This is a genomic window from Roseomonas sp. USHLN139, assembly GCF_037145735.1.
Classification (GTDB): Bacteria; Pseudomonadota; Alphaproteobacteria; order Acetobacterales; family Acetobacteraceae; genus Pseudoroseomonas.
Map to the genome: position 1 here is coordinate 165,050 of NZ_JBBCWY010000004.1, position 26,544 is coordinate 191,593.

Below are 26,544 nucleotides of genomic sequence, written 5' to 3' on the forward strand. Positions count from 1 at the left end.
GCCCCCCGGAGGTTCCGCGTCAGCCGACCTTGTTGCCGATCAGCTCCTGCACGACGGTCGGATCGGCGAGGGTCGAGATATCGCCGAGGCTGTCGGTCTCGTTGGCGGCGATCTTGCGCAGGATGCGGCGCATGATCTTGCCCGAGCGGGTCTTCGGCAGGCCCGGCGCCCACTGGATGGCATCCGGCGAGGCGATCGGCCCGATCTCCTTGCGCACCCAGGTGACCAACTCCTTCTTCAGCGCGTCGGACGGCTCCTCGCCGCTCTTCAGCGTGACATAGGCATAGATGCCCTGGCCCTTGATCTCGTGCGGCATGCCGACGACGGCGGCCTCGGCGACCTTCGGGTGGGCGACCAGCGCGCTCTCGATCTCGGCGGTGCCCATGCGGTGGCCGGAGACGTTCAGCACGTCGTCGACCCGCCCGGTGATCCAGTAGTAGCCATCCGCATCCCGCCGCGCCCCGTCGCCGGAGAAGTACTTGCCCGGGAACGTCGAGAAATAGGTCTGGATGAAGCGGTCGTGGTCGCGGAAGACGGTGCGCATCTGGCCGGGCCAGCTGTCGAGGATGACCAGGTTGCCCTCGGCCGCGCCTTCCAGGATCTGGCCGTCATTGTCGACCAGGCCGGGCTGCACGCCGGGCAGCGGCAGGGTCGCCGAGCCGGGCTTCTGGTCCACCGCGCCGGGCAGCGGCGAGATCAGGATGCCGCCGGTCTCGGTCTGCCACCAGGTGTCGACCACCGGGCAGCGCTCGTCGCCGACGACGCGGTAGTACCACATCCAGGCTTCCGGATTGATCGGCTCGCCGACGCTGCCGAGCACGCGCAGTGACTGGCGCGACCACTTCTTCACCGGCGCCTCGCCCTCCCGCATCAGCGAGCGGATCGCGGTGGGGGCGGTGTAGAAGATGTTGACCTTGTGCTTGTCGACCACCTGCCAGCAGCGGTCGATGCCGGGCCAGTTCGGCACGCCCTCGAACATCAGCGTGGTCGCGCCGTTCGCCAGCGGCCCATAGACGATATAGGTGTGGCCGGTGACCCAGCCGACATCGGCGGTGCACCAGTAGATCTCGCCCTCGCGGTAGTCGAAGACATGCTCATGGGTGAAGCCGGCCCAGACCATGTAGCCGCCGGTGGTGTGCAGCACGCCCTTCGGCTTGCCGGTCGAGCCGCTGGTGTAGAGGATGAACAGCGGGTCCTCGGCGCTCATCGGCTCGGGCGGGCAGTCGGCCTCGGCGGCGGCGCAGAGCTCATGGTACCAGAGGTCGCGGCCCTCCTGCATGGCCACGGGATTGCCGGTGTTCCTGACGACGATGACGTTCTTCACCGTCGGGCAGGATTTCATCGCCTCGTCGGCATTGGATTTCAGCGGCACGGTGCGGCCGCCGCGGCGGCCCTCATCGGCGGTGATGACCAGGACGCTGTCGCAATCCTGCACGCGGCTGGCCAGGCTGTCGGGGCTGAAGCCGCCGAAGACCACCGAATGCACGGCGCCGATGCGGGCGCAGGCCAGCATGGCCACCGCCGCCTCGACGATCATCGGCAGATAGAGGCTGACCCGGTCGCCCTTCTGCACGCCGAGCCGGCGCATCGCATTGGCCAGGCGGCAGACGCGCTCATGCAGGTCGCGATAGGTGACCTTGGCGTCGACGCTGGGATCGTCGCCTTCCCAGATGATGGCGGTCTGCTCGCCGCGCGTCGCCAGGTGGCGGTCCAGGCAGGAGACGGAGGCGTTCAGCACGCCATCCTCGAACCAGCGGATCGAGACGTCGCCGGTGAAGCTGGTGTTCTTGATCCGGGTCGGCGGCGTCATCCAGGCGATGCGCTTCGCCTCCTCGCGCCAGAAGCCCTCCGGGTCGCGGCGCGCCGCCTCGGTCATGCTGCGGTGGCGCGCGGCGTCGATCTTCGCCCCGGCCGCCAGTTCGGGCTTCACTGCGATCAGCGCATCATCGGCCATGGTCGGTCCCTCCGCTCGGCGCCCTGGCCCGGGCAGGGCGGCGCCGCTTTGTTCACCGCGCATTGGGACAAGGCGGCCGCATCCGCGTCAAGGGGGACAAGGCGACCGGGGAACGCCGACCGCGCCCCCACTGTCTTCAAATCGCTACAGTTTCGACGGCGCTTTGGTCAGGCCCCGGCATCGGGGGGCACCCAGACCCGGCCCTGCCCGTCGATCCGCGCCGGCACCTGCTCCAGGCTGTCGCCGGCGCAGGGGCCGGTGGTGCAGAAGCCGTCCTGGATGCGGAAGCAGGCGCCATGCACGGCGCAGACGATCATCCGCCCCCTCCCGTCGAGAAAGCGGTCCGGCACCATGTCCAGCGGCACGCCGATATGCGGGCAGGAATTGACGAAGACATGCACCGCCTCGCCCTGGCGCACGGCGAAGAGGCCGATGAAGCTGCCATCGGGCCCCGGGAAGCCCTTCGACTGGCCATCCACGATGTCTTCCAGGCGGCAGAGCAGGCGTTCGTCGGACATGGGCCGATGCGGTAGGCCAGCTTCCGGCAGCGATCAAGCCGGCCGCCACCGCGCCGCGGCGCGCCTTGTGCGCTTTACGATTTGGTCATCTTTTCCGCCCCACCATGAGGCTGCCGCCTTTCCGGCGGCCAGGAAGCCCGAGCCATGCCGCCCTCCGCCCTTCTCGCCGCCGCGCTGGCCCTCGCCCTGCTGGCCCCGGGCACGGCGCTCGCCCAGGGCAGCGTGCTGCGCGACCCCGGCTACGGGGCGCAGGGATACGGCAACCCGGGCTACGGCAGCCAGGTGCCGCCGGGTTATGGCGCTCCGGGGTATGGCGCTCCGGGGTATGGTGCGCCGGGTTATGGCCCGGCGCCGCGCGGCTATGGCGCCCCGGGATACCGGCCGCCGCCCTATCAGGAGCAGCAGGGCGGGCGCACCAACTACTACGGGGCGGATGGCCGGCTGCTCGGCTCGACCGAGCGCTCGGCCGGCGGCGGGGTGCTGCGTTCCTATGATGCCGAGGGGCGCTATCTCGGCCGGCGCGACATCCCGCGCGGCCAGGGCATGCCGCCCGGGCTGAACGGCCAGCCGCAGACCGGCCGGCCGGAGGTGCAGGTCTATGTCGATCCGGGCCCGCTGCTGACCCCGCCGCCGCCGCAGCCGCAGGACCCGCCGCCGCGCAACAGCACCCCCTGGTTCGGCGACCGCAACCGGCGCTGAACGCCCCGGCTGCGGCCGATCCTCACCCCGCCAGCCTCGCCGGGACGCCGCCCATCTGGCAGAGCAGCGCCCAATGCGCGTCGGAGACCGGCATCACCGACAGGCGCGACTGCCGGATCAACCCGATCTCGGCGAGTTCCGGCGTCGCCTTGATGGTCGCCAGGCTCACCGGCCGCGGCACCGGACCCAGCGCGCGCATGTCGGTGCAGACCCAGCGGCCGCTCTCGTCGGTCGGGTCGGGATAGGCCGCGCGGGCCACCTCGACGATGCCGACGATCTCCTTGCCGATGTTCGAATGGTAGAAGAAGGCCCGGTCGCCGGGGGCCATCGCCTTCAGGAACTTGGCCGCCTGGGCGTTGCGCACGCCGGTCCAGGGCTCGACGCCATTGGCCACCTGCTGCTCCCAGGAGAAGGCATCGGGCTCCGACTTGACCAGCCAGCGCGCCATGTCAGCCGACCCGCTGGCCGCCGGCATAGACCTGGCGGAAGGGGCGGATGCTGACCTTGGCGAAGAGGCCCGCCTGGGCATAGGGGTCGGCGGCGGCGAAGGCCTCGGCCGCGGCCTGGTCGGCGGCCTCGACGATCAGCACGCTGCCGCAGGGCTTGCCCTCGGCGTCCAGCACCGGGCCGGCCTGGACCAGCGCCTCGACCTGGCTGTCCAGGTATTCCAGATGGGTCGGGCGGGTGGCCAGGCGCAGCTCGAGGGCGGCGGGCTTGTCCTCGCAGACGATGGCGAACAGCATGGGTGGATCCTCTCCGTGTCGCGGGCGGCACAGTTCTGTGCGGCGCCAGGCTGTGTCATGACGTAACCGCGTGCGGCGACGGCTTCAATCCTCGGCCCACTGGCCCTAGTTTGCCGGCCGTGAGCAGCACCCCCCCCGCGCCCCGCCCGGCGTCCCCTTCCGCTTCGCGCTCCGCCGCATCGCCGCGCGCTGGCGGCGGGCTGCACCGCTTCGCCAATCCCGGCCGCTTCCTGCGGCTGACCGAGCGCGTCCTGCCCTGGCTCTGGGCCGCGGCGGGCCTGGTGCTGGGCATCGGTGCCGCCTGGGCGCTGGTCTTCTCGCCGCCCGACTGGCAGCAGGGCGAGACGGTGCGCATCATGTATGTCCATGTGCCGATGGCCTGGCTGGCCATGGGCGGCTACCTCGGCCTGGCCATCGCCTCGCTGATGTCGCTGATCTGGCGGCATCCGCTGGCCGATATCGCGGCGCGGGAGCTCTCGCCCGTGGGCGCCATGGTCACCGCGCTGTGCCTGGCCACCGGCAGCCTCTGGGGCCGGCCGATGTGGGGCACCTGGTGGGCCTGGGACGCGCGGATGACCTCCGTTCTCGTCCTCTTCTTCCTCTGGGTCGGGCATGCGGCGCTGGTCCGCGCCTTCGACGAGGAGGAGCGCGGCGCGCGCGCGGCGGCGATCCTGGCGCTGGTCGGCGCGGTGAACCTGCCGGTGATCAAGTGGAGCGTCGACTGGTTCAACACCCTGCACCAGTCGGCCTCGGTCACCCGGGTGGCGGCGCCGGGGCTGCATGTCGATATCCTCTATCCGCTGCTGACCTGCGCGCTCGGCTTCAGCCTGGCCTTCGCGGCGCTGGTGCTGGCGCGCGTGCGCGCGGCGGTGATGGAGAAGCGGCTGCGGCAGCTGCAGCTGGCCCAGGCCCGCCAGAACGATTCGCGCCAGAACGACTCGCGCCGCCCCGAGGCCGGCTGATGCCGCGCGACCTTCACGGCGGGCTCGGCTTGACCCACATCATGGCGGGATCCGGGAGCAAGGCCGCATGACGCAGCATTGGTGGCATGTGGCGATTTCCTGGGGGCTGGCCGCGGCCGGCTTCGGGGCCATGGCCTGGATGGCGGCGCGCCGTCATGCCAGCGCGAAGCGGCGCACCGCGCTGCTCGGCCCGCGCGAGAGGAGGCAGGGGTGAGTCTGAGCCGCAAGCAGCGGCGGATGTGGCTGGTGGTGCTGGCGGGGCTCGGCCTCGGCACGGCGACCGCCCTGACGCTGACCGCCTTCCAGGACAACCTTGTTTTCTTCCTCGCCCCTTCGGATATCGCGACGAAGAATCCGGGCCCGGATCGTGCCTTCCGCCTGGGCGGGCTGGTCGAGGCCGGCAGCCTGCAGCGCAGCCAGACCGCCGATGGCCGCCCCGAGGCGCGGTTCCGCGTCACCGACGGGCCGGTCACCGTGCCGGTCAGCTATGTCGGCGTGCTGCCCGACCTGTTCCGCGAGGGCCAGGGCGTGGTGACGCTGGGCCGGCTCGGCGCCGACGGCCAGTTCCGCGCCAGCGAGGTGCTGGCCCGCCATGACGAGACCTATATGCCGCCCGAGGTCGCCGATGCGCTGAAGCGCAGCGGCCACTGGGACCCGTCCAAGGGCGCCGCGCCGCCGGCCGCCAGCTGGAACACCCTCTCCCCCGGCCAGCCGGCAACCCCGGAGCGCAGCGGCGGATGATCGCGGAACTCGGCCATTTTTCCCTCTGCCTGGCCTTCGCGCTGGCCTTCGCCCAGACGGTTCTTCCCCTGTGGGGCGCGGCGCGGGGTCATTCCCGGCTGGTCGCGGCCGCGGCGCCGCTGGCGGTCGGGCAGCTGCTCGCCACGGCAGCGGCCTTCGCGGCGCTGCTGGCAGTCTTCGCCGTCAACGACACCAGCGTCATCAACGTGGTGCAGAACAGCCATTCGGCCAAGCCGATGCTCTACAAGCTGGCCGGCGCCTGGGGCAACCACGAGGGCTCGATGCTGCTCTGGGTGCTGATCCTGGCGCTCTGCGGCGGGGCGGTGGCCGGCTTCGGCCGCGACCTGCCGGGGCTGCTGCGGGCGCGGGTGCTCGCAGTGCTGGGCATGGTGGCGCTGGGTTTTCTCGGCTTCGTCCTGGCGACGTCGAACCCCTTCGGCCGGGTCTGGCCGCCGGCGGCCGATGGCCAGGGGCTGAACCCGGTGCTGCAGGATCCCGGCCTCGCCTTCCACCCGCCGCTGCTCTACCTCGGCTATGTCGGCTATGCGGTGACCTTCGCCTTCGCCGTCGCCGCGCTGATGGAAGGCCGGGTCGACGCCGCCTGGGGCCGCTGGGTCCGCCCCTGGGCGCTGGCCGCCTGGTGCTTCCTGACGCTCGGCATCGCGCTGGGCTCCTGGTGGGCCTATTACGAGCTCGGCTGGGGCGGCTGGTGGTTCTGGGACCCGGTCGAGAATGCCTCCCTCCTTCCCTGGCTGGCCGGCAGCGCCCTGCTGCATTCGGCGATCGTCGTCGAGAAGCGCGAGGCGCTGAAGGTCTGGTCGGTGCTGCTGGCGCTGCTGGCCTTCGGCTTCTCGCTGCTGGGCACCTTCCTGGTGCGCTCCGGCGTGCTGAACTCCGTCCACGCCTTCGCCAATGACCCGGAGCGCGGCGTCTTCATCCTTGGCCTGCTGCTCTTCTATGTCGGCGGCAGCTTCTTCCTGTTCGCCCTGCGCGCGCCGTCCATGGCACCCACGGGCATGTTCGCGCCGCTGTCGCGCGAGGGCGGGCTGGTGCTCAACAACCTGCTGCTCTGCGCCATGGCCGCCGTGGTGCTGACCGGCACGCTCTGGCCGATGTTCGCCGACCTGCTGTTCCAGCAGAAGATCTCGGTGGGCCCGCCCTTCTTCAACAGCGCCCTGCTGCCGCTGGCCGCCCCCCTGGTCGCCGCCATGGCGGCCGGGCCGATGCTGGCCTGGAAGCGGGCGAAGCTCTGGCCGGTGCTGCAGCGGCTGTGGTGGGCGGCACTGGCCGCCTTCGGCGCCTTCGCACTCACCCTCGCCTATGCCGGCTGGCGCATCGGCCCGGCGCTGGGCTTCGCCGCCGCGCTCTGGCTGATCGGGGGCGCGCTGGCGGACATCTTCGAGCGCATCGCGCTGTTCCGCCGCCCCGCCGCCGCCTGGTCGCGGGCGCGCGGCCTGCCGCGGGCGGCCTGGGGGGCGGCGGTCGCCCATGCCGGGCTCGGCGTCTCGATCCTCGGCATGGCGGGCATGGGGCTGGCGACCGACCGCCTGGCCGCCGTCACCCCCGGCCAGAGCATCGCCCATGCCGGCTATGAATGGCGCCTCGACAAGGTCGAGGACGTGATCGGCCCGAACTGGACCGCCCGCCGCGCCACCGTCACCGTGCTGCGCGACGGCGCCGTGGTCACCGTGCTGACGCCGGAGCGCCGCTTCTTCCCGGTCGGCCGGATGAACACCACCGAGGCGGCGATCCGCACCTCGGTCGGTGGCGATCTCTACGCCGTGCTCGGCGAGGAGCAGAACGGCCAGGCCGTGCTGCGCGTCCATGACAATCCGCTGGCGCCGTGGATCTGGCTGGGCGGTGCGATCATGGCGCTGGGCGGCGCGCTGTCGCTGTCCGACCGCCGGGTGCGGGTCGCGGCCCCTGCCCCGCGCGCCGCCGCCAGCGTGAAGGTCTGACGCCGATGGCCACCCCCTCCCGCCGCCTGCTGATGCTGGCGCCGCTCGGCCTGGCGGCGGCCGGCGGCGCCGGCTTCTACGCCATGCTGCGCGGCATGGGCACCGGCAGCTACGACCCCAAGGGCGTGCCCAGCGTGCTGGTCGGCAAGCCGGCGCCCGCCTTCGTGCTGCCGGCGCTCGACGAGGCCGGCGTGCCGGGGCTGGAGGATTCCGCGCTGCGCGACCTGCCGGCCCCCGTCCTGGTGAATTTCTGGGCCAGCTGGTGCGTGCCCTGCATCGTCGAGCATCCGCAGCTGATGACCCTCGCCCGCGAGGGCGTGCCGGTCTTCGGCATCAACTACAAGGACAAGCCGGCCGATGCCGCCGCCTTCCTGGCGCGGCGCGGCAATCCCTTCCTGCGCCTCGGCCGCGACGAGCCGGGCCGGGTCGCCATCGACTGGGGCGTCTATGGCGTGCCGGAGACCTATATCCTGGACCGCAAGGGCATCATCCGCTGGCGCTGGCCCGGGCCGGTGACGGCCGAGGTGCTGCAGCAGGACATCCGCCCGCTGCTGCGGCGCCACGCCTGATGCTGCGCCGCCTGACCCTGGTCGCGGCCCTGCTGGCCGGCCCCGCCTTCGCCGTCGGCCTGCCGTCCGAGATGCTGCAGGACCCGGCGCAGGAGGCCCGCGCCCGCGAGATCGGCCGCGAGCTGCGCTGCCTGGTCTGCCAGAACCAGTCGATCGAGGACAGCGAGGCGGGCCTGGCGCGCGACCTGCGCCGCATCGTGCGCGAGCGCGTCGCGGCCGGCGAGAGCGACGCCCAGGTGGTCGCCTTCGTGCATGACCGCTATGGCGACTTCGTGCTGCTGCGGCCGCCCTTCAACGCGGTGACCGCCATCCTTTGGGGCGCGCCGCTGCTGGCGCTGGGCGGCGGCGTGCTGGCGATCCTCCTGTCGCGTCGGCGCATGCGGGGCGCGCTGCTGGCCGAGGCGCCGCCGCTCTCGCCCGAGGAGCGCGCCCGGCTGGCGGCGCTCGAGCACTCAGAAGAAGACAAGCCCATCTCATGATCTGGCTGATGTTCCTCGGGCTGGCGGCGCTGGCGCTGGCGCCGCTCGGCTGGACGCTGTTCCGCCCGGCCCGGCTGCGCGGCCGGCAGGAGGCCGACCTGGCGCTCTACCGCGCCCAGCTGGCCGAGCTGGACCGCGAGGCGGCGATCGGAAGGCTGACGCCCGAGGCGCATCGGGCGGCCACCGTCGAGGTGCAGCGCCGGCTGCTGGCCGCCCCCGGCACGGCGGCGGCCGAGTCCGGCAATGCCAGCCGCAGCGCGGCCTTCCTGGCGGCGGTGCTGTTCCTGGCGCCGGCCGGCGGCTTCGGCCTCTATCTGTGGCGCGGCCAGCCGGAGATCCCGGCGGCGCCCTTCGTCGAGCGCCAGGCGGCGGCGGCGCGCGACGATGCGCTGCTCGGCCAGCTGCGGGCGCGGCTGGCGCAGGCGCCGGCCGAGGGCGAGGCGGTGCGGCAGGGCTGGATCCTGCTGGGCAATGCCGAGCGCGGCCGCGGCCGGGCGGAGGCGGCGATCGCCGCCTGGGAGAAGGCGCTGGCGATCCGCTTCGAGGGGCCGCTGGCCGCCGAGCTGGCCGAGCTGCAGATCAACCAGGGCCAGGTCGATCCGGCGCAGAAGCTGCTGGCCCGCGCCCTGCTGGAGGCGCCGAAGGAGCCGCGGCTGCGCTATCTCTCGGGCCTCGCCGAGGCCGAGGCCGGGCGCCCGGCCAATGCGCGCAGCACCTGGCGCGCGCTGCTGGACGAGGCGCCGGCGGATGCCCCCTGGCGCGGCGTGGTCGAGCGCCGGCTGCGCGAGCTGCCCTGATCCAGCGCCGGTCCCGGCCGGCCACACAGGAAGTTTGCCAAGGGCCGCGCGGCGCGGCGCTTTATTTTACGCATCCGCCACCCCTGCGGGCCTAGGCTTTGCGCCTGGGTCCGGAGGCCTGTTGCGCCGCCCGCCCTGGCTGCCTGGCCGCGCCGCGCTTTCCGGCAGCATGCCGTGGCGGGCCGGGGCCGCGGCGCCATGCCGGGGCCTGGTCCGGCCTATCTCCACCAGGGGCGCCGGGGGCATGGGCAGAAGGTCCGGCGATCGCGGCGGGCAGGGCTCCCCGCACAGGCCGGCGAGGCAGGAGGTCTCGGATGCGGCGACGTTCCTTGCTGGCGGCAGGTGGCCTGGCGACCACGACGGGATGGATGGGCGGCGCGGGGCTGCTGCTGCGGGCAGCGCCGGCCCATGCCGCCGAGCCGGTCGACGTGCTGCTGGTGCTGGCGGTCGATGTCTCCCGCTCGGTGGACGAGGACGAGGCGAGGCTGCAGCGCGAGGGCTATCGCGCCGCCATGACCGATCCGCGGGTGGTCGAGGCACTGCGCGGCGGCGCACTGGGCGGCATCGCGGTGGCCTATGTCGAATGGGCCGGCGCCGAGTACCAGCGGCAGGTGCTGCCCTGGACCCGCATCGCCAGCCAGGCGGAGGCGGAAAGCTGGTCGGCGGCGCTGGCCGAGGCGCCGCGCGCCTCGCTGTCCTGGACCTCGATCTCGGGCGCGATCGATTTCAGCCTGCGCCTGCTGGCGGAGGCGCCCTATGAGGCGACGCGGCGGGTGATCGACATCTCGGGCGACGGCGTGAACAATTCCGGCCCGCCGGTGGAGCCGCTGCGCGACCAGGCGGTGGCGCAGGGCGTGGTGATCAACGGCCTGCCGATCCTGAACGACCGCCCGAGCTTCGGCCGCCGCCCGTCGCTGCCGCTGGACCAGTATTATGCCGAATCGGTGATCGGCGGCGACGGCGCCTTCCTGGTGGCGGCGGAGGATTTCGAGGCCTTCGGCATGGCGGTGCGCCGCAAGCTGATCCGCGAGATCGCCAACCTGTCCGGGCCGGTGCGGGAATACGCCTGAGGCGGGTTGCCGGGAGAAGGCTTGCCGGGGCCGTCGCCAGGCCCCGGCGGTCAGCGCCTCAGCGCTCGATCTCCTCGATCGAGGCGCCGAAGGCGGCCAGGCCCTCGGCCAGCAGGTCGCCGGCCATGTCCATGCCGAGCAGGTAGCCGGCGGTGTCGCCGCCGGCGGCGCCGCGCTCCTTGGCCAGGCGCAGCGCCTCCTCCCATTCCTCGGCCTCGTAGTCGCCGCGGCCGATCCAGGCCAGGGCGACGAGGGCCGCCTGCTCGTCCTCGTTCATCTCCTCGATGAAGGAGGCCAGGGTGCCCTCGTCGAAGTCGTCGTCGCTGTCGTCGCCTCCGTCATCATCGGCATCCACGGATTCGCCGGGCTCGTCATCCTGGATGGCCCGGATATGGTCCACCACGGTGGCGACCGCCTCCAGGCTGATGCCCAGGTCGAACTCGCCGTCGTCATCCTCGTCACGGGACGTGTCGCTCATCGGGGGGGTCTCCTCCTCTGCCTCCAGGCTACGGCAACGCGAAGAGCGCAGGCCAGCCCGCAGTTGCAAAAAAGCTTTTGTGTTAAGTCGATGCTCAGCCTTCTGCGCAACGATGCTGAGCCAGCCTCGTTGATTGTGCATGCACCGAAACCTGATCCTCCCCCTGCTGGGGCTGGTCGTGATCGGAGCATCGGCTACGGCGCCGACAGCCCCCGCATCGTCGACCGACCACCAGATTCATGCCGACGGCCTCCCCCGGGCCGGCGTCCGCCCCACCGGCCTCCCCTCCCCCCGCTTCGAGGCCGCGGGCATCCAGACCATCGCCGCCCGGCCCGAGAACGGGCTGGCCCAGGCACCGGGCTGCGCCCAGTCGGCGCCGCTGTTCCGCTCGCACATGCCGCGCCTGGTGGCGTGGCAGGGGCAGGACCGGCCGCTCCGCCAGGATGCCACCCCCCTGCGCGTTTCCCAGGCGAAGGGACAGCCGGAAGGCTCGACCGACCGCCAGGGCCGGCCGCTGCCGGACGCCGAGGACCCGGCCACCACGCCGGCCATGCACCAGGCGGTGCATCTCTGCGTGGTGGACCGCTTCTCGCCCCAGCAGCCGCTGGGTGGCGCGTCGCGGGCCGTCTATCGACTCTGACCCCTGGCTATTCGAGGCCGGTGCTTCCCCCAGGAAGTGCCGGCCTTTTCATGTCCGCCCGAAGCCGGTGAAGAGTTGGCGACAGCCGGTGCGGTGCGCGGGGGAGTCGGAGCGCCGGCTGCCGAAGCGCGGCGGGCGATGGGCGGCCCACGCCGGAAAAAACCCCCGCCTCGGCAATGAAGGACCGGCAAAACCCTGGTGCGGCTCGGCTTTCGGGCTGGCGTGGCGGGATTCCGCTCGGGGCTGCCCTGCGCCGCGTGCCGGGGTCGGATGGCGGAAAGGCTCGCTTTTTGCCGCCAGCCATCCTATCTGTGCGCCGCAACAAGCCGCCAGGCCCGCCCGACCCGAACTCGCCGCATCCCTGCGGAGGGGTCGCCGGGCTTTGAGCACAGGCGGCGCAGCCCCTTGGAACTGCCCGCCTATGGAATTGCGCAACGTCGCCATCATCGCCCACGTCGACCATGGCAAGACTACGCTGGTCGACAACCTGCTGAAGCAGGCCGGGGCTTTCCGCGCCAACCAGGCCGTGGCCGAGCGCGCCATGGACCGGAACGACCTGGAGCGTGAGCGCGGCATCACCATTCTCGCCAAGTCCACCGCCGTCGAGTGGAAGGGCGTCAAGATCAACATCGTCGACACCCCGGGCCACGCCGATTTCGGCGGCGAGGTGGAGCGCATCCTGTCCATGGTGGACGGCGCCATCGTGCTGTGCGACGCCGCCGAGGGTCCGCTGCCGCAGACCAAGTTCGTGCTGACCAAGGCGCTGGCCCGCGGCCTGAAGCCGATCGTCGTCATCAACAAGGTCGACCGCCAGGACGCCCGCGCCGATGAGGTGCTGAACGAGGTGTTCGACCTCTTCGCCGCGCTGGGCGCGACGGACGAGCAGCTCGACTTCCACACCATGTTCGCTTCCGGCCGCCAGGGCTGGGCCGATCTGACGCTGGACGGGGCCCGCAAGGACCTGTCGCCGATGTTCGACCTGATCCTGAGCCATGTGCCGCAGCCGACGGTGAAGGCCGACGCGCCCTTCGCGATGAACGCGACGATCCTGGAGGCCGACAACTTCCTCGGCCGCATCCTGACCGGCCGCATCGAGCAGGGCGTCGCCCGCACCAACATGCCGGTGCGCGTGCTGCGCCAGGATGGCACGGTGGTGGAGACCGGCCGCCTGACCAAGCTGATGACCTTCTCCGGCCTGGACCGGGTGCCGGTCGACGAGGTGCAGGCGGGCGACATCTGCGCCATCGCCGGCCTGTCGGAAGCCACCATCCCCGACACCATCGCCTCCCCCGAGGTGGCCGAGCCGCTGCCGGCGATCCCCATCGATCCGCCGACCCTGAGCATGACCTTCCGCATCAATGACGGCCCGCTGGGCGGCCGCGAGGGCAAGAAGGTCACCTCGCGCCAGATCCGCGACCGCCTGTTCAAGGAGACGGAGGGCAACGTCGCCATCCGCGTGAAGGTCTCCGAGGAAGTCGACGCCTTCGAGGTGGCCGGCCGCGGCGAGCTGCAGCTCGGCGTGCTGATCGAGACGATGCGCCGCGAGGGCTTCGAGCTGACCATCGGCCGCCCGCGCGTGCTGACCCAGGTCAACCCGGAGACCGGCGAGAAGGAAGAGCCCTTCGAGGAAGCCGTCATCGACGTCGATGAGGAGTTCTCGGGCGTCGTCGTCGAGAAGATGTCGGTCCGCAAGGGCATGATGCAGGACATGCGCCCCTCGGGCGGCGGCAAGGTCCGGCTGGTGTTCCACATCCCGTCGCGCGGCCTGATCGGCTACCACGGCGAGTTCATGACCGACACCCGCGGCACCGGCATGATGAACCGGCTGTTCCTGGGCTATCGCCCCTGGGCCGGTCCGATCGAGGGCCGCATCAAGGGCAGCCTGATCTCCAACTCCGACGGTGAGGCGGTGCAGTACTCGCTGTTCTCGCTGCAGGAGCGGGGCACGCTGTTCGTCGATCCGGGCGCCAAGGTCTATGTCGGCCTGATCCTGGGCGAGCATTCGCGCGAGAACGACCTCGACGTGAATCCGATCAAGGAGAAGAAGCTGACCAACGTCCGTGCCGCCGGCAAGGACGAGGCGCTGCTGCTGATCCCGCCGCGCCGCATGAGCCTCGAGCAGGCGATCGCCTATATCGAGGAGGACGAACTGGTCGAGGTGACGCCCACCGCGGTGCGTCTGCGCAAGCGCTACCTGGACCCGCATGAGCGCAAGAAGCACGCCCGCCGCAGCGACAGCGAAGCGGCGTAATATCGGCCTGGCGCCCCCCCCCAGCGGGGGGGCGCGTGAGTCAGAAAAAAGATGGGGGTCCGGGGGAATTCTTTCCCCCGGCCTTTTTTTATGTCTCGACCGGATTGGTGATCCAGACGATGCGCGTCGGCGCGTCGGTCGGGTTGTCGAACATGTGCGGCACGGTGGAGGGGAAGCGGAAGCTGTCGCCTGCCTCCAGCAGATGCGCCTCGTGGTCCAGCCACAGCCGCAGCGTGCCGGCGAGCACGTAACCCGCCTTCTCCCCCTGGTGCTTGACGAAGTCGGCGCCCGAGGAGCCGCCGGCACTCAGCGTCAGCTCATAGAGCTCCATCTGTCCCGGCGCGTCCGGCGCCAGGCTTTCCTTCAGCACGCCCGAGGGGGTCAGCCGCAGCAGCCGGCGCTGGCCGCGGCGGACGATGTAGCGCGGCGCGGGCCCTTCGGCGCGTTCCTCGAAGAAGAAGGAGATCGGCACCTGCAGCGCCAGGCTGAGCAGGCGCAGCGTCCGCACCGAAGGGGTGGCGAGGCCGCGCTCCAGCTGGCTGATCATGCCGATCGACAGGCCGGCGCGGCGGCCGAGCTCCTGCAGGGAGAGGCCCATGTTCTGGCGCAGCAGGCGGACGCTCTCGCCCAGGCGGCGGTCGCTGGCGGCCTCGTCGATCTCGGGCGGGGTCCGGGCGGTCAGTTCTGCCTGATCTTTCATCCGTCCGCTCCTCCGCCCGCCGCGGGCTGCCGCCGCGGCGCGCAGGGGCGCGCGCCGGGACGACGACGATGGGTGTCATGCCGCCACAAGGCGATTGACAGCAAGCTTTCACCAGCGTGAACATACCGGCAAGAATTTTGATCCCGGTAAAAGCCGGGACTTCAAGGGAAAGCCTGCGCGGTTTCTGGACCAGCCGGATGACGGTTGCGCCGCCGTGCCCGGCTGAGCGGGAGACGAGACCATGACGCAAGACGACACCGCGCGCCTGTCGCGCATCCTGGCGCCGACGCGGCGCGGCCTCTTCGCCATCGGCGGCGGCGCGGCCGCGGCCCTGGCCGCGGGCCCGGCCTGGGCGCAGGGCCGCCCCGCCGGCCGCCCGCCGGAGAAGCCGCGCGGCCAGGTGGTGATCGGCCTCAGCCAGGAGCCGACGGTGTTCCACCCGCTGATGCCGGGCATCGAGGTCGACCAGGGCGTCTGGTGGAACCTGTTCAGCACGCTCTGGTACATCGACCCGGACGGCAAGTTCGTGCCCGACCTGGCGGCCGAGATGCCGAGCCAGAGCAATGGCGGCATCTCCGAGGACGGGCTGACCTGGAAGGTGAAGCTGCGCCGCAACGTGACGTGGCATGACGGCACCGCCTTCACCGCCGAGGACGTCAAGTTCACCCTGGAGCTGATCAACAACCCGAATTTCCGGGTGCGCAACCGGGTCGGGCACGGGCTGGTCAAGGACATCAAGGTCAATGCCGTCGACGAGATCGAATGGCGGATGGACGCGCCCTATGCGCCCTATCTGTCGATCCTGTCGCTGACCTTCATGGTGCCGAAGCACATCCTGTCGACGGCGACCGACCCGAACACCTCGCCCTTCAACAATGCGCCGGTCGGCACCGGCGCCTTCCGCTGGGGCAGCCGCACCGCCGGCGACAATGTCCAGCTGGTGGCCAACCCGGCCTATCACGGCGACGGCCCGTATCTGGAGCGGGTGGTGTTCAAGTACATCCCGGATCTGACGGTGATGTACACGCAGTTCCGCACCGGCCAGATCGACTATACCGGCATCTCCGGCATCAGCCCGAACTTCGCCCGCGAGGCGCAGGCGCTGCGCGGCAAGAAGGTGCATATCAACCCGACCGCCTCGGTCGAGAGCATCGCGCCGAACCTCGGCAGCCCGGCCTGGGGCGACAAGACGGTGCGCCAGGCGCTCTACATGAGCATGAACAAGAAGGCGCTGATCGACGCCATCTATTACGGCCTGCCGACGCCGACCGAGAGCTTCCTGCCGGCGCAGTCCTGGGCGATCAACCCCGACCTGCCGAAGCACGAGTTCAACCCGGCCAAGGCCAACGAGCTGCTGGAGGCCGCCGGCTGGAAGCGCGGCGCGGACGGCATCCGCGCCAAGGACGGGGTGCGGCTGGAATTTGCCAATTCCACCACCGCCGGCAATCCGGTGCGCGAGCAGGCGCAGCAGCTGCTGATGCAGGACTGGAAGGGCGTCGGCGCCGCCATGCGCATCCAGAACATGCCGGCCGCGGTGATCTGGGGCGAGTTCTGGCAGCAGTCGAAGTTCAGCTCGGTGATGGTCTCGGTGAACTACATGCTGGGCAGCGATCCGGACGTGACGCCGCGCTTCAGCAGCAAGGCGATCCCGGCCAAGGGCGGGCGCGGCCAGAACACCTTCCAGTTCGAGAACAGCCGCGTCGATGCGCTGCTGGAGACCGGCGCCACCCAGTTCGAGCAGTCGGCGCGCAAGACCACCTATGGCCAGATCCAGCGGATCATCCGCGAGGAGCTCGCCATCCTGCCGATCTTCCAGCAGGTGCTGGTCGAGGGCACCAAGGACAACCTGTCCGGCTTCCGCCCGAACATCAACACCTCCTCGAACTGCTGGAACGTCCGCGAGTGGTACTGGGCCTGAGGCCCGGTCCGCCGCGCCCCGGTCCGCGATGAAAGCGTAAGATCCGATGGCCCCCTATCTCGTCCGGCGCTTCGGCCAGGCGGTGCTGCTGCTCCTGGTGGTTTCCATGATCGGCTTCGCCATCCTGCACCTGGCGCCGGGGGGGCCGATGGCGCAATACGCCCTCGGCTCCAACATGTCGCAGGAAGACCTCGACCGCATCGCCAGCCAGCTCGGCCTCGACCGGCCGCTGCCGGTGCAATACGCGGAATGGCTGTGGCGCATGCTGGGGGGCGACTGGGGCAGCTCCTACCGCGACGGCCTGCCGGTGCTGCATGTCATCGGCTCGCATCTGGGCGCCACGCTGCAGCTGATGCTGACGGCGACGCTGCTGGCGATCTTCCTCGGCTGCTGGATCGGCATCCTCGGCGCCATCCGGCGCTACTCGGTCTTCGACTACCTGGCGACCATCGGCGCCATGGTGGCGCTGTCGATCCCGACCTTCTGGTTCGGCCTGGTCACCATCTTCGTCTTCTCGGTCGAGCTCGGCTGGCTGCCGGCCGGCAACCGCGAGACGGTGGGCGACGGCTCGCTGCTCGACATGCTGCACCACCTGATCGCCCCGGCCCTGGTGCTGGCCCTGGTCGAGACGGCGATCTGGAGCCGCTTCATGCGCTCCTCGATGCTCGATGTGGTCAACCAGGACTATATCCGCACCGCCCGCGCCAAGGGCCTGCCGCGCTTCAAGGTGCTGACGCGGCATGCGCTGCGCAACGCGCTGCTGCCGATGATCACGGTGGCCGGGCTGCAGATGCCCACCCTGCTCGGCGGCGCGCTGGTCACCGAGACGGTCTTCACCTGGCCCGGCATGGGGCGGCTGTTCCTCGATAGCATCAGCTACCGCGACTATCCGGTGGTGATGGGCATCCTGATGTTCTCGGCGGCCATGGTGCTGATCGGCAACCTGCTGGCCGACCTGCTCTATGCGGTGGCCGATCCGCGCATCCGCCTGGGCTGAGGAGAGACCGCCATGAGCTCCACGACGGGCGATTTCGCCGCGCGCGAGGCGGCCCTCCCGCTGCCGCCGCGCAACACCGCCTTCCGCCGCTTCTGCCGCCACCGCCTGGCCATGGCGGGCGCCATCATCATCGCGGTGCTGGTGCTGGGCAGCTATCTCGGCCCCTACCTGCTGCCCTTCGACGACACCTTCATCGACATCATGCAGCGCTTCGCGCCGCCCTTCTCGGGCGCGCATGTGCTGGGCACCGACGAACTCGGCCGCGACATGCTGGCCCGGCTGATGATGGGCGGGCGGATCTCGCTGGCGGTCGGCTTCACCGCCATGGTGATCAGCATGGGCATCGGCATCCTGGTCGGCGCCATCGCCGGCTATTACGGCGGCGTGGTCGGCGCGGCGCTGATGCGCTTCGTCGATGCGGTGCTGTGCTTCCCCTCGATCTTCCTGCTGCTGGCGCTGGCCGCGCTGATCGACCCGGGCGTCGGCTCGATCACCCTGCTGATCGCGGCGACCGCCTGGATGGATGTGGCGCGCATCGTCGAGGGGCAGATCCGCAGCCTGCGGGAGCGCGACTTCGCCGTCGCCGCCGAGGCGCTCGGCGCCTCGGACCTGCGCATCGTCTTCCGCGAGCTGGTGCCGAACGCAGTCGCCCCCATCGTGGTGGCGGCGACGCTGAACGTGGCCAAGGCGATCCTGCTGGAATCCTACATCAGCTATCTCGGCTACGGCATCCAGCCGCCGACGCCGAGCTGGGGCAACATGCTGAACAACGCGCAGATCTACCTGACCAGCGCGCCCTGGCTGGCGATCCTGCCCGGCCTGTTCATCACCCTGGCCGTCACCAGCTTCAACTTCCTGGGCGACGGGCTGCGCGACGCGCTCGATCCCCGCATGGAAAACCACTGATGGAGAACCACTGATGGCGGGCGAGCTGCTGCTCGAGGTGGACAACCTCGCCGTCAGCTTTCGCAGCCGCGGGGCGGTGGCCGATGCGGTCAGCGACGTCTCCTTCCGCCTGCACCAGGGCGAGACGCTGGCCATGGTCGGCGAGAGCGGCTCCGGCAAGAGCGTCACCTCGCTGGCGTTGATGCGGCTGCTGCCCGACGCCCCGCAATGCCAGGTGCGCGGCAGCGTCCGGCTGCGCGACAAGGCGGGGAGCGGCATGCTGGACGTGCTGACCCTGCCGGAGCCGGCGATGCAGGCGGTGCGCGGCAACAACATCGCCATGGTGTTCCAGGAGCCGATGACCTCGCTGAACCCGGTCAAGACGATCGGCGCGCAGATCACCGAGACCATCCGCCTGCACCGCCCGATGCCGGCCCGCGCCGCCGAGGAGGAGGCGGTCCGCCTGCTCGACCTGGTCGGCATCCCGGCGCCGCGGCAGCGCCTGGCCACCTATCCGCACCAGCTCTCGGGCGGCATGCGGCAGCGGGCGATGATCGCCATGGCGCTGTCCTGCGAGCCCTCGGTGCTGATCGCCGACGAGCCGACCACCGCGCTCGACGTCACCATCCAGGCGCAGATCCTCGACCTGCTGAAGCGGCTGCAGGAGCGGACCGGCATGGCGGTGATCTTCATCACCCACAATCTCGGCGTCGTCGCCGAGATCGCCGACCGGGTGATGGTGATGTATTCCGGCCGGGTGGTGGAGCAGGCCGATGTCGTGCCGCTCTTCCGGCAGCCGCTGATGCCCTATACGCGCGGGCTGCTGCGCTCGGTCCCCCGGCTGGACCTGGCCGGGCGGCGGGCGGGCGCGCTCTATGCCATCCCGGGCAATGTGCCCGATCCGAAGCTGCCGCCGCCGGGCTGCGCCTTCCACCCGCGCTGCGAATCCTTCGTCGAGGGGCGCTGCAATGTCGAGGCGCCGCGGCTCGACAGCACCGCCGATGGCCGCCAGGTGCGCTGCCTGCGCTGGCCGGAGTTCGTCGCATGACCGCCCTCGTCGAGATCGATTCCCTGCAGAAGCACTTCCCGGTCGGCGGCGGGCTGTTCGGGCGGGGGAAGAAGCAGGTGCGCGCGCTGGATGGCGTCTCGCTCTCGATCGAGAAGGGCGAGATCCTCTCGGTGGTGGGCGAGAGCGGCTCGGGCAAGACGACGCTCGGCCGCACCGTGCTGCGGCTGACCGATCCCACCGCCGGCGCCATCCGCTTCGAGGGGCAGGACATCACCAGCCTCTCCCGCCGGGCGCTGCGGCCGATCCGGCAGCGGATGCAGCTGGTCTTCCAGGACCCCTTCGCCTCGCTGAATCCGCGCCAGACGGTGGAGCAGATCGTCGCCACCCCGCTGGCCATCCATGCCGGCGGTTCCTCCTCGGCCGAGAAGCGCGAGCGGGTGGCGGAAATGCTGCGGCTGGTCGGGCTGCAGCCGCACCATGCCGACCGCTATCCGCATGAGCTCTCCGGCGGGCAGCGCCAGCGCGTCGGCATCGCCCGCGCGCTGATCCTGAACCCGAGCTTCCTGGTGGCGGACGAGCCGGTCTCGGCGCTCGACGTCTCGATCCAGGCGCAGGTGGTCAACCTTCTCCTGGAGCTGAAGGAAAAACTCGGGCTGACCATCCTGTTCATCGCCCATGACCTGGCGGTGGTCGGCCATATCTCGGACCGCATCGCGGTGATGTATCTCGGCCGCGTGGTCGAGGTGGCGGAGACCGGCGCGCTGTTCCGCAGCCCCCGCCATCCCTATACCGAGGCGCTGTTCTCGGCCGCCCCGATCCCCGACCCGACGCTGCGCCGCAGCCGCATCCTGCTGCAGGGCGATATCCCGAGCCCGATCGACCCGCCCTCGGGCTGCGCCTTTCGCACCCGCTGCCGCCATGCCCTGCCCGAATGCGCGGCCGCGGTGCCGCCGCTGCGCCCGGTCGGGCCCGGCCATCTTTCCGCCTGCATCCGCGACGACCTCGCGCTGCAGGCTTCCGTCGCCTGATCCTTCCTTCCGATAAAAGGACGCCCACCCATGTCGCCTCCCGTCGATCGCATCGCCAGCGATGAGTTGCTGCCGGAGGCGGTCGATGTCGTCGTCATCGGCGCCGGCATCATCGGCGTCGCCGCCGCCTATCACCTGGCGAAGAAGGGCCGCTCGGTCGCGCTGATCGAGAAGGGCCATGTCGGCGCCGAGCAGTCCAGCCGCAACTGGGGCTGGTGCCGCCAGCAGGGGCGCGACCGGCACGAGATCCCGCTGGCCCGCGTCGCGCTGGAGATGTGGGGCGGGCTGCACGAGGAGATCGGCGCCGATCTCGGCTTCCGCCGCCAGGGCGTGCTCTGGGTCACCAAGGACCCGAAGGAGCTGGCCGGCTGGGAACGCTGGGCCGATGTCGCGCGCGAGCAGCAGGTGCACAGCCGCATGCTGAGCGCCGCCGAGATCGCCGAGCGGCTGCCGGGCAGCACTGAAGGCTGGCTGGGCGGCATGGAGACCCCCTCCGACGGCCGCGCGGAACCCTCCATGGCGGCGCCGGCGCTCGCCAAGGGCGCCCGGGCCTTGGGCGTGAAGATCTTCCAGAACTGCGCGGCGCGCGGCATGGAGACCAAGGGCGGCGCCATCGATGCCGTGGTCACCGAGAAGGGCCGCATCCGCACCCAGGCGGTGCTGCTGGCCGGCGGCGCCTGGTCCACCCTGTTCTGCCGCCGCCACGGCATCGACCTGCCGCAGGCCATGGTCAGCGGCACCGCCTTCCGCACCACCGCCGCGCCGGCGATCACCGACGGCGCGCTGGGCACGCCGGGCTACTGCCTGCGGCGGCGTGAGGATGGCGGCTACACGGTCGCGCTGCGCGGCCGTGGCACGCTGAACCTGACGCCGGAGGGGCTGCGCTATGCCCGGCAGTTCTGGCCGACCTTCCGTACCCGCGCCGCCAAGCTGAAGATCCGCCTGGGAAAACCCTTCCTGGACGGGCTGATGACCGGGGCGAGCTGGTCCTTCGACAAGGAGACGGTGTTCGAGCGCAACCGCGTGCTCGACCCGGCGCCCGACATGCAGCTGGTCGAGGAGGCGATTTCCATGCTCGGCCAGGCCTATCCCGAACTCGCCGGCATCGGCTGCGCCGAGGCCTGGGGCGGCACCATCGACTCGACCCCCGACGCGGTGCCGGTGATCTCCGGCGTCGACAAGCTGCGCGGCTTCTACCTGGCGACCGGCTTCAGCGGCCATGGCTTCGGCATCGGCCCGGCGGCCGGGCGGCTGGCGGCGGATATCGTCACCGGCGACTCGCCGGTGGTCGATGCGCATCCCTATCGCTACACGCGGCTGATCGACGGCACCTACCTGGCGCCGGCCGGCGCGCTCTGACCTGGGCGCCCTGCGACGGGACGCCTTGAGCGGAAGTTGTTGGCCGGGAGGCTTGTCCCTCCCGGCCGGCAGGGCTACCCCCGCAGCGTGCGACACGATCTCTGGTCCTGGCTGACCCGCCAGGCATGGCCCTGCTGGCTGGCGCATGGCGTCGACTGGCAGGCCCGCGCCTTCCATGAAAGCCTCGACCTCGAGTCGAAGCGCTGCCCGGCGGAGCACCGCCGGCTGCGGGTGGTGGCCCGGCAGGTCTACAGCTTCTCGCTCGCCCACCGGCATGGCATCCCGCGCGCGGCGGAGGCGGTCGAGCTCGGTCTCGACTTCCTGCGCCGGCACGCGCGGCAGCCGGATGGCGGCTATGCCTGGCGCTTCGCCCTCGACGGGCGGGTGATCGACGACCGGCGCGACCTCTACGACCATGCCTTCGTGCTGCTGGCGCTCTCGGCGGCGACCGCGGTGCTGCCGGCGGCGCCGCTGCGCGCCATGGCCATCGCGCTGGATGATTTCGTCGAGCACAGCATGACCCATGCCGAGGGCGGCTATCTGGAAAGCCTGCCGCCTGCCCTGCCGCGCCGGCAGAATCCGCACATGCACCTGCTGGAGGCGCGGCTCGCCGCCTATGAGGCCTTCGGCGACCGGCGCTTCCTGGACGCCGCGACCCGGCTGGTGGCGCTGTTCCGCGCCCGCTTCTTCGACATGGCGAGCGGCACGCTGACCGAATTCTTCGACGACGACCTGCGCCCGCTGCCGGGTTCTCTGGCCGGCCCGGTCGAGCCTGGCCATCACTGCGAATGGCTCTGGCTGCTGGACTGGCATGCCCGCCTGGCCGGCGGCCATGCCGCTTTGGCCCAGGCCGGCGGGCTGCAACGCTTCGTCACCCGCTTCGGCATCCTGCCCGACGGCCCGCTGCGCGACGGCGTGGCGCCCGATGGCACACCGCTGGCCGATTCGGCCCGGCTCTGGCCGCAGGCCGAGCGGCTGAAGGCGGCGGCCCTGCAGGGCCCGGCGGCGCTGGCAGCGGCCGAGGCGGCGCTTTCCCCCTATCTCCGCCCGGACGGGCTGTGGCACGAGCGGCGTCTGGCGGATGGCAGCTTCAGCCAGGAGGCGGCGCCGGCCAGCAGCCTCTACCACCTGTCCTGCGCGCTGGATTTCCTCGCCCGCCGCGGCTGAGGCGGCCGGCGGGCCTCATTCGCCCAGCAGCACCACCCCGCCCCAGGACAGGCCGATGACCAGCACCACCACCAGCGCCGTCGCGGCGCCGGGGTTGCGGGCGGCGCGGTCCAGCAGCAGCCCGGCGGCCGAGGCGCCCAGCGCGAACAGCATCAGCACCGAGAGGAAACCCATCAGGGTGGGGTTCATCGCGGCATTCACCCGCGCATCGGATCCGGCAGCCGCGGGCCGAAGCCGGCGCGGCGCTGTACCGCCTGCGTCTGGCGCAGCGCCTGCCGCTCCTCGCGCGACAGGGCGGCATAGCGCTGGCGGGCGGCCCGCAGCCAGGCGGTGCGCTGACCGGGACGGAGGGCGTCATCGGCGCTCCGCTCGGCCTCCGGCTCCTCCAGCATCGCCGCGCGGCCGGGCTGGCCGCCCTGGGCTTCCGGCGGGTAGGCGGCCAGCCATCCCATCAGGGCCAGGGACCAGAGCCGTGATCCGGACATATCCGTCATGAGCCCCTCCGCGCCAAATTGCATCATGCGGTGCCGCACCGAGTTTTCCACCCTGGAGCGGCACACCATTATCGAGGGATGCAACGCCTTCATGGCCATCATGTGTCATCGCGTGACAAGATCGGCAGGAGAGGGTGCCTCGGGGCTTCACGGCTGCTTGAGAAAACGCCGGAGAGGTCATTCTGGATGAAGGAGCGACGAAACTTGGCGAAAGTCCTGGGCCTGCCACCGCTGCTCGCCGGATTGCGCCCTGGCCTGTCGCCGGCGCTGGACAGCCGCGGCGCCACGATTCTCCGCCAGGTGGTGGAGATGTATGTGGAAACCGGCGAGCCGGTCGGCTCCCGCACCCTGTCCCGCCGCCTGCCGCTGGCGCTGTCCCCGGCCACCATCCGCAACGCCATGGCCGATCTCGAGGAGGCCGGGCTGCTCTATGCGCCGCATACCTCGGCCGGCCGCCTGCCGACCGAGCAGGGGCTGCGCCTCTTCGTCGACGGTCTGCTGGAATTCGGCGCGCTCTCCGAGGAGGACCGCGACGCCATCGCGCTGCGCTGCGCCGCCTCCGGCCGCAGCATGGAGGAGACGCTGTCGGAAGCCGGCCAGATGCTGTCCGGCCTGGCCGGCGCCGCCGGGCTGGTGGTGGCGCCGAAGACCGAGGCTCCGATCAAGCACATCGAATTCGTGGCCTTGTCCCCCGGCCGTGCCCTGGTGGTGCTGGTCAACGCCCATGGCCAGGTGGAGAACCGGGTCATCGAGGTGCCGCCCGGCCTGCCGCCCAGCGCCTTCACCCAGGCCAGCAACTTCCTCAACGCCCGCCTCTCCGGCCGCACCCTGGAGGAGACCCGCACCAGGGTCGCCGACGAGATCCAGGCCAACCGCACCGCGCTGGACGACCTGACCCAGCAGATGATCGAGGCGGGCCTGGCCACCTGGGCCGGCGGCGGCGGCGGCTCGCTGATCCTGCGCGGCCAGTCGAAGCTGCTGGAGAATGTCGACCAGATCGCCCGGGTGCAGGAGATCCAGGCGCTGTTCGAGCGCCTCGAGGCGCAGGAGACCATGCTGCGGCTGCTGGAACTCGCCCAGCGCGGCCAGGGCGTGCAGATCTTCATCGGCGCGGAATCCGGCCTGTTCAGCAGCGCCGGCCTGTCGATGGTGGTGGCCCCCTTCCGCGACGGGCAGGAACAGATCGTCGGCGCCATCGGGGTGATCGGGCCGACGCGCATCAATTACGGGCGAGTTATTCCGGTGGTTGATTACACGGCTCGTGTGATTGGACAGCTTCTAGGGTGAAGTAAGACAGGCGAAGGCCAGGGGAATGAATTCCCCTGGACCCCTTCTTTTTTCTGTTTTTCAAGAACAGTTCTGCTGACAGGTCGCACTTTGACCGGGCCGGGCCACGTCCCGTCTCCACGTGGACTCGGCAGTCACCACAAAAAGAAGATGGGGGTCTGGGGGAATTCATTCCCCCAGCCTTGGAATTCTATTCTTCGATAGCCCCATGCTGCCTCAAGAACCCCAGCAGAGGCAGCAGCGGCAGCCCGAGAATGGCCGAATGCTCGCCCTGGATCTCGCGGAACAGCTGGACGCCGAGGCCTTCCAGCCGATAGGCGCCCACCGAGGACAGCACTGCCGTCCCTTCGCTGGCCAGGTAGCGATCCAGGAAGGCGTCCGAGAAGTCGCGCATCACCAGCCGGGGCGTCGCCACATGGTGCCAGACGCGCTGGCCGCCGCGCCACAGCACCATCGCGGTGTGCAGCGTGTGGCTGCGGCCGCGCAGCGCCTGCAGCTGGGCGCGGGCGGCGGCCAGGTCGGCCGGCTTGTCGAACCAGTCCTGGCCGCAGACCAGCAGCTGGTCGGCGCCGATCACCAGGGATTCGGTGTCGCGGCGGCCGATGCGGGCGGCCTTGGCCTCGGCCAGCAGGATGGCGGCCTCGCCGGGCGGCGCGCCCTCGGTGCGGGCGGCCTCCTTCAGCGCGGCCTCGTCCACCGCGGCGGGGCGGGCCTCGAATTCCAGCCCGGCGGCGCGCAGCAAGGTGGCCCGCGTCGCCGAGGAGGAGGCCAGCACCAGCCGGGTCATGCGCCGATCATCCCCGGCTTCGGCGCCGGATTGCCGCCACCGCCCAGGCTGCGCCGGGCGTGCCAGGCTTCCATCAGCTGCAGCACCGTCGCCGCCGTCTCCTCGATCGAGCGGCGGGTGACGTCGATCACCGGCCAGCCATGCGTGGTGCAGAGCCGGCGCGCCGCCTGGATCTCCGACTTCACCGCTTCGAAGTCGACATATTCATTGGTGTCCTGCCGCACCCCGCCGGCGCCGATGATCTTCAGCCGGTGGCGGCGGATGTCGATCAGCGCGTCGGTGGCGATGGTCAGGCCGATCACCGGGCAGGGCGGGTTCAGCAGCTCCTCCGGCAGGGCGGCGCCGGGGACGATCGGCACATTGGCCGCCTTGATGCCGCGATTGGCCAAATAGAAGCAGGTCGGCGTCTTGCTGCTGCGGCTGACGCCGACGAGCACGCAATCCGCCTCCTCGATGCCGGCGACGCCCTGGCCGTCATCATGCGCCAGCACGTAGTGCATGGCGTCGATGCGGCGGAAGTAGTCGGCGTCCAGCACGTATTGGGCGGCGCGCTTCTCCCGCGCCTGCTGGCCGAGCTGGGTCTGCAGCAACTCCATCACCGGGTCGAGCACCGAAAGATGGGCGATGCCGAGCTGCTGGCAGACCCCCTCCAGCGCATGCCGCAGCGAGCGGTCGACCAGCGTGAACATCACCGGCCCGGGCTCCGCCTTGATGCCTTCCAGCACCTGCTCGAGCTGCAGGTGGGAGCGCACCAGCGACCAGCGGTGATGCACCACATGCGCCTCGGCGAAGCGGGCCAGCGTCGCCCGGGCGATCGAATTCAGGGTCTCGCCGGTGCTGTCGGAGACGAGGTGCAGGTTGAGGATGCGGCTGGACATCGGCTCCGGCTTGCGGCTGACGGTGGCGAAAGGGGTGCCGTTTCCTGGGGGGGAAAGCGGGGATGGCTGTGGAGATTGGGGAAAACTTCACCGCCGACCAGCCCCCCCTGGGTGAATCGGGGATGGAATCCGCATTTTGGGTGGCTTGGGGACATTTGTGCCGATCGGCTGGTGCG

General features: G+C 71.0%; 29 protein-coding genes. 19 read left to right on the forward strand and 10 right to left on the reverse strand.

The features are described 5' to 3' along the window. Window positions 1-19: 19 nt before the first annotated feature. Window positions 20-1,954, reverse strand: a complete 1,935-nt coding sequence (gene acs, locus WFI16_RS13570; protein WP_419898346.1) for an acetate--CoA ligase — start codon at window positions 1,952-1,954, stop codon at window positions 20-22. 167 nt (window positions 1,955-2,121) lie between these two features. Continuing rightward, window positions 2,122-2,472, reverse strand: a complete 351-nt coding sequence (locus WFI16_RS13575) for a Rieske (2Fe-2S) protein (RefSeq protein ID WP_419898347.1) — start codon at window positions 2,470-2,472, stop codon at window positions 2,122-2,124. Between the two features lie 144 nt (window positions 2,473-2,616). On the opposite strand from WFI16_RS13575, the gene WFI16_RS13580 reads away from it, so the two are divergent. Next, window positions 2,617-3,171, forward strand: coding sequence for a hypothetical protein (locus WFI16_RS13580; RefSeq protein ID WP_419898348.1), 555 nt, complete (start codon window positions 2,617-2,619; stop codon window positions 3,169-3,171). A gap of 22 nt (window positions 3,172-3,193) precedes the next feature. Here WFI16_RS13580 and WFI16_RS13585 read toward each other — a convergent pair whose 3' ends face one another. Both WFI16_RS13585 and WFI16_RS13590 read right to left on the reverse strand, forming a co-directional pair. Continuing rightward, the gene (locus WFI16_RS13585) at window positions 3,194-3,619 is read right to left on the reverse strand and encodes an EVE domain-containing protein (RefSeq protein WP_419898349.1); all 426 of its coding nucleotides are present in this window, start codon (window positions 3,617-3,619) and stop codon (window positions 3,194-3,196) included. 1 nt (window position 3,620) lies between these two features. After that, window positions 3,621-3,914, reverse strand: a complete 294-nt coding sequence (locus tag WFI16_RS13590; RefSeq protein WP_419898350.1) for a YciI family protein — start codon at window positions 3,912-3,914, stop codon at window positions 3,621-3,623. A gap of 119 nt (window positions 3,915-4,033) precedes the next feature. Between WFI16_RS13590 and WFI16_RS13595 the strand changes: the two genes are divergently transcribed. The 8 genes from WFI16_RS13595 to WFI16_RS13630 all read left to right on the forward strand — a co-directional run bounded on the left by WFI16_RS13595 (window position 4,034) and on the right by WFI16_RS13630 (window position 10,490). Then, the gene (locus WFI16_RS13595; protein WP_419898351.1) at window positions 4,034-4,876 is read left to right on the forward strand and encodes a heme ABC transporter permease; all 843 of its coding nucleotides are present in this window, start codon (window positions 4,034-4,036) and stop codon (window positions 4,874-4,876) included. 67 nt (window positions 4,877-4,943) lie between these two features. Next, window positions 4,944-5,090 (forward strand): hypothetical protein, encoded by a 147-nt coding sequence (locus WFI16_RS13600; protein WP_419898352.1) that lies wholly within the window; start codon window positions 4,944-4,946, stop codon window positions 5,088-5,090. A 2-nt stretch (window positions 5,091-5,092) separates the two neighbouring features. Then, complete coding sequence (ccmE, locus tag WFI16_RS13605) at window positions 5,093-5,617, forward strand: cytochrome c maturation protein CcmE (protein ID WP_419898603.1); 525 nt, start codon at window positions 5,093-5,095, stop codon at window positions 5,615-5,617. Continuing rightward, on the forward strand, window positions 5,614-7,575 hold the full coding sequence (locus WFI16_RS13610; protein ID WP_419898353.1) for a heme lyase CcmF/NrfE family subunit: 1,962 nt from the start codon (window positions 5,614-5,616) through the stop codon (window positions 7,573-7,575). Before ccmE ends, WFI16_RS13610 begins: the two co-directional genes overlap by 4 nt. A gap of 5 nt (window positions 7,576-7,580) precedes the next feature. Continuing rightward, on the forward strand, window positions 7,581-8,144 hold the full coding sequence (locus WFI16_RS13615) for a DsbE family thiol:disulfide interchange protein (protein ID WP_419898354.1): 564 nt from the start codon (window positions 7,581-7,583) through the stop codon (window positions 8,142-8,144). After that, window positions 8,144-8,623 (forward strand): cytochrome c-type biogenesis protein, encoded by a 480-nt coding sequence (locus tag WFI16_RS13620; protein ID WP_419898355.1) that lies wholly within the window; start codon window positions 8,144-8,146, stop codon window positions 8,621-8,623. Before WFI16_RS13615 ends, WFI16_RS13620 begins: the two co-directional genes overlap by 1 nt. Next, the gene (gene ccmI, locus WFI16_RS13625) at window positions 8,620-9,420 is read left to right on the forward strand and encodes a c-type cytochrome biogenesis protein CcmI (RefSeq protein ID WP_419898356.1); all 801 of its coding nucleotides are present in this window, start codon (window positions 8,620-8,622) and stop codon (window positions 9,418-9,420) included. Before WFI16_RS13620 ends, ccmI begins: the two co-directional genes overlap by 4 nt. Window positions 9,421-9,734: 314 nt before the next feature. After that, window positions 9,735-10,490: a DUF1194 domain-containing protein gene (locus tag WFI16_RS13630; RefSeq protein WP_419898357.1), complete on the forward strand. Its 756-nt coding sequence runs from the start codon at window positions 9,735-9,737 to the stop codon at window positions 10,488-10,490. A gap of 58 nt (window positions 10,491-10,548) precedes the next feature. Here WFI16_RS13630 and WFI16_RS13635 read toward each other — a convergent pair whose 3' ends face one another. After that, a complete protein-coding gene (locus WFI16_RS13635; RefSeq protein ID WP_419898358.1) occupies window positions 10,549-10,968 on the reverse strand; it encodes a DUF3775 domain-containing protein in 420 nt (139 codons plus the stop codon). Between the two features lie 139 nt (window positions 10,969-11,107). Between WFI16_RS13635 and WFI16_RS13640 the strand changes: the two genes are divergently transcribed. Further along, window positions 11,108-11,608 (forward strand): hypothetical protein, encoded by a 501-nt coding sequence (locus WFI16_RS13640; RefSeq protein ID WP_419898359.1) that lies wholly within the window; start codon window positions 11,108-11,110, stop codon window positions 11,606-11,608. A 421-nt stretch (window positions 11,609-12,029) separates the two neighbouring features. Beyond that, window positions 12,030-13,859, forward strand: a complete 1,830-nt coding sequence (typA, locus tag WFI16_RS13645; protein WP_419898360.1) for a translational GTPase TypA — start codon at window positions 12,030-12,032, stop codon at window positions 13,857-13,859. Window positions 13,860-13,947: 88 nt separating this feature from the next. Here typA and WFI16_RS13650 read toward each other — a convergent pair whose 3' ends face one another. Beyond that, window positions 13,948-14,559: a helix-turn-helix domain-containing protein gene (locus WFI16_RS13650; protein WP_419898361.1), complete on the reverse strand. Its 612-nt coding sequence runs from the start codon at window positions 14,557-14,559 to the stop codon at window positions 13,948-13,950. Between the two features lie 241 nt (window positions 14,560-14,800). Between WFI16_RS13650 and WFI16_RS13655 the strand changes: the two genes are divergently transcribed. From WFI16_RS13655 to WFI16_RS13685, 7 genes are all read left to right on the forward strand, one after another. Further along, window positions 14,801-16,477: a peptide ABC transporter substrate-binding protein gene (locus tag WFI16_RS13655; RefSeq protein WP_419898362.1), complete on the forward strand. Its 1,677-nt coding sequence runs from the start codon at window positions 14,801-14,803 to the stop codon at window positions 16,475-16,477. A gap of 46 nt (window positions 16,478-16,523) precedes the next feature. Then, on the forward strand, window positions 16,524-17,474 hold the full coding sequence (locus tag WFI16_RS13660) for an ABC transporter permease (RefSeq protein ID WP_419898363.1): 951 nt from the start codon (window positions 16,524-16,526) through the stop codon (window positions 17,472-17,474). A 12-nt stretch (window positions 17,475-17,486) separates the two neighbouring features. Next, window positions 17,487-18,380: an ABC transporter permease gene (locus tag WFI16_RS13665; RefSeq protein WP_419898364.1), complete on the forward strand. Its 894-nt coding sequence runs from the start codon at window positions 17,487-17,489 to the stop codon at window positions 18,378-18,380. Window positions 18,381-18,393: 13 nt separating this feature from the next. Further along, a complete protein-coding gene (locus WFI16_RS13670; protein ID WP_419898365.1) occupies window positions 18,394-19,407 on the forward strand; it encodes an ABC transporter ATP-binding protein in 1,014 nt (337 codons plus the stop codon). Further along, a complete protein-coding gene (locus tag WFI16_RS13675) occupies window positions 19,404-20,396 on the forward strand; it encodes an ABC transporter ATP-binding protein (protein WP_419898366.1) in 993 nt (330 codons plus the stop codon). The genes WFI16_RS13670 and WFI16_RS13675 overlap by 4 nt, the downstream gene beginning before the upstream one ends. Window positions 20,397-20,426: 30 nt before the next feature. Then, complete coding sequence (locus tag WFI16_RS13680; RefSeq protein WP_419898367.1) at window positions 20,427-21,755, forward strand: NAD(P)/FAD-dependent oxidoreductase; 1,329 nt, start codon at window positions 20,427-20,429, stop codon at window positions 21,753-21,755. 87 nt (window positions 21,756-21,842) lie between these two features. After that, window positions 21,843-22,922, forward strand: coding sequence for an AGE family epimerase/isomerase (locus tag WFI16_RS13685; protein WP_419898368.1), 1,080 nt, complete (start codon window positions 21,843-21,845; stop codon window positions 22,920-22,922). Window positions 22,923-22,937: 15 nt separating this feature from the next. Here the strand turns inward: WFI16_RS13685 and WFI16_RS13690 are convergent, their stop codons facing one another. Together WFI16_RS13690 and WFI16_RS13695 are read right to left on the reverse strand one after the other, a co-directional pair. Beyond that, complete coding sequence (locus WFI16_RS13690) at window positions 22,938-23,111, reverse strand: hypothetical protein (RefSeq protein WP_419898369.1); 174 nt, start codon at window positions 23,109-23,111, stop codon at window positions 22,938-22,940. Window positions 23,112-23,119: 8 nt separating this feature from the next. Continuing rightward, on the reverse strand, window positions 23,120-23,416 hold the full coding sequence (locus tag WFI16_RS13695) for a hypothetical protein (RefSeq protein WP_419898370.1): 297 nt from the start codon (window positions 23,414-23,416) through the stop codon (window positions 23,120-23,122). A 186-nt stretch (window positions 23,417-23,602) separates the two neighbouring features. Between WFI16_RS13695 and hrcA the strand changes: the two genes are divergently transcribed. After that, entirely contained in the window at window positions 23,603-24,703 is a 1,101-nt protein-coding gene (gene hrcA, locus WFI16_RS13700) for a heat-inducible transcriptional repressor HrcA (RefSeq protein WP_442970690.1), read from the forward strand. 190 nt (window positions 24,704-24,893) lie between these two features. Here hrcA and WFI16_RS13705 read toward each other — a convergent pair whose 3' ends face one another. Together WFI16_RS13705 and WFI16_RS13710 are read right to left on the reverse strand one after the other, a co-directional pair. After that, a complete protein-coding gene (locus WFI16_RS13705; protein WP_419898371.1) occupies window positions 24,894-25,490 on the reverse strand; it encodes a Maf family protein in 597 nt (198 codons plus the stop codon). Further along, window positions 25,487-26,368: a pyruvate, water dikinase regulatory protein gene (locus WFI16_RS13710; RefSeq protein ID WP_419898372.1), complete on the reverse strand. Its 882-nt coding sequence runs from the start codon at window positions 26,366-26,368 to the stop codon at window positions 25,487-25,489. Before WFI16_RS13710 ends, WFI16_RS13705 begins: the two co-directional genes overlap by 4 nt. Window positions 26,369-26,544: the final 176 nt, after the last annotated feature.

Bases quoted from the DNA above. Each gene is read 5' to 3' on its own strand.
- acs (WP_419898346.1), bottom strand. From the start codon at position 1,954: ATGGCCGATGATGCGCTGATCGCAGTGAAGCCCGAACTGGCGGCCGGG.
- WFI16_RS13575 (WP_419898347.1), bottom strand. From the start codon at position 2,472: ATGTCCGACGAACGCCTGCTCTGCCGCCTGGAAGACATCGTGGATGGC.
- WFI16_RS13580 (WP_419898348.1), top strand. From the start codon at position 2,617: ATGCCGCCCTCCGCCCTTCTCGCCGCCGCGCTGGCCCTCGCCCTGCTG.
- WFI16_RS13585 (WP_419898349.1), bottom strand. From the start codon at position 3,619: ATGGCGCGCTGGCTGGTCAAGTCGGAGCCCGATGCCTTCTCCTGGGAG.
- WFI16_RS13590 (WP_419898350.1), bottom strand. From the start codon at position 3,914: ATGCTGTTCGCCATCGTCTGCGAGGACAAGCCCGCCGCCCTCGAGCTG.
- WFI16_RS13600 (WP_419898352.1), top strand. From the start codon at position 4,944: ATGACGCAGCATTGGTGGCATGTGGCGATTTCCTGGGGGCTGGCCGCG.
- WFI16_RS13610 (WP_419898353.1), top strand. From the start codon at position 5,614: ATGATCGCGGAACTCGGCCATTTTTCCCTCTGCCTGGCCTTCGCGCTG.
- WFI16_RS13615 (WP_419898354.1), top strand. From the start codon at position 7,581: ATGGCCACCCCCTCCCGCCGCCTGCTGATGCTGGCGCCGCTCGGCCTG.
- WFI16_RS13620 (WP_419898355.1), top strand. From the start codon at position 8,144: ATGCTGCGCCGCCTGACCCTGGTCGCGGCCCTGCTGGCCGGCCCCGCC.
- ccmI (WP_419898356.1), top strand. From the start codon at position 8,620: ATGATCTGGCTGATGTTCCTCGGGCTGGCGGCGCTGGCGCTGGCGCCG.
- WFI16_RS13630 (WP_419898357.1), top strand. From the start codon at position 9,735: ATGCGGCGACGTTCCTTGCTGGCGGCAGGTGGCCTGGCGACCACGACG.
- WFI16_RS13635 (WP_419898358.1), bottom strand. From the start codon at position 10,968: ATGAGCGACACGTCCCGTGACGAGGATGACGACGGCGAGTTCGACCTG.
- WFI16_RS13640 (WP_419898359.1), top strand. From the start codon at position 11,108: ATGCACCGAAACCTGATCCTCCCCCTGCTGGGGCTGGTCGTGATCGGA.
- typA (WP_419898360.1), top strand. From the start codon at position 12,030: ATGGAATTGCGCAACGTCGCCATCATCGCCCACGTCGACCATGGCAAG.
- WFI16_RS13650 (WP_419898361.1), bottom strand. From the start codon at position 14,559: ATGAAAGATCAGGCAGAACTGACCGCCCGGACCCCGCCCGAGATCGAC.
- WFI16_RS13655 (WP_419898362.1), top strand. From the start codon at position 14,801: ATGACGCAAGACGACACCGCGCGCCTGTCGCGCATCCTGGCGCCGACG.
- WFI16_RS13660 (WP_419898363.1), top strand. From the start codon at position 16,524: ATGGCCCCCTATCTCGTCCGGCGCTTCGGCCAGGCGGTGCTGCTGCTC.
- WFI16_RS13665 (WP_419898364.1), top strand. From the start codon at position 17,487: ATGAGCTCCACGACGGGCGATTTCGCCGCGCGCGAGGCGGCCCTCCCG.
- WFI16_RS13670 (WP_419898365.1), top strand. From the start codon at position 18,394: ATGGCGGGCGAGCTGCTGCTCGAGGTGGACAACCTCGCCGTCAGCTTT.
- WFI16_RS13675 (WP_419898366.1), top strand. From the start codon at position 19,404: ATGACCGCCCTCGTCGAGATCGATTCCCTGCAGAAGCACTTCCCGGTC.
- WFI16_RS13680 (WP_419898367.1), top strand. From the start codon at position 20,427: ATGTCGCCTCCCGTCGATCGCATCGCCAGCGATGAGTTGCTGCCGGAG.
- WFI16_RS13690 (WP_419898369.1), bottom strand. From the start codon at position 23,111: ATGAACCCCACCCTGATGGGTTTCCTCTCGGTGCTGATGCTGTTCGCG.
- WFI16_RS13695 (WP_419898370.1), bottom strand. From the start codon at position 23,416: ATGACGGATATGTCCGGATCACGGCTCTGGTCCCTGGCCCTGATGGGA.
- hrcA (WP_442970690.1), top strand. From the start codon at position 23,603: ATGAAGGAGCGACGAAACTTGGCGAAAGTCCTGGGCCTGCCACCGCTG.
- WFI16_RS13705 (WP_419898371.1), bottom strand. From the start codon at position 25,490: ATGACCCGGCTGGTGCTGGCCTCCTCCTCGGCGACGCGGGCCACCTTG.
- WFI16_RS13710 (WP_419898372.1), bottom strand. From the start codon at position 26,368: ATGTCCAGCCGCATCCTCAACCTGCACCTCGTCTCCGACAGCACCGGC.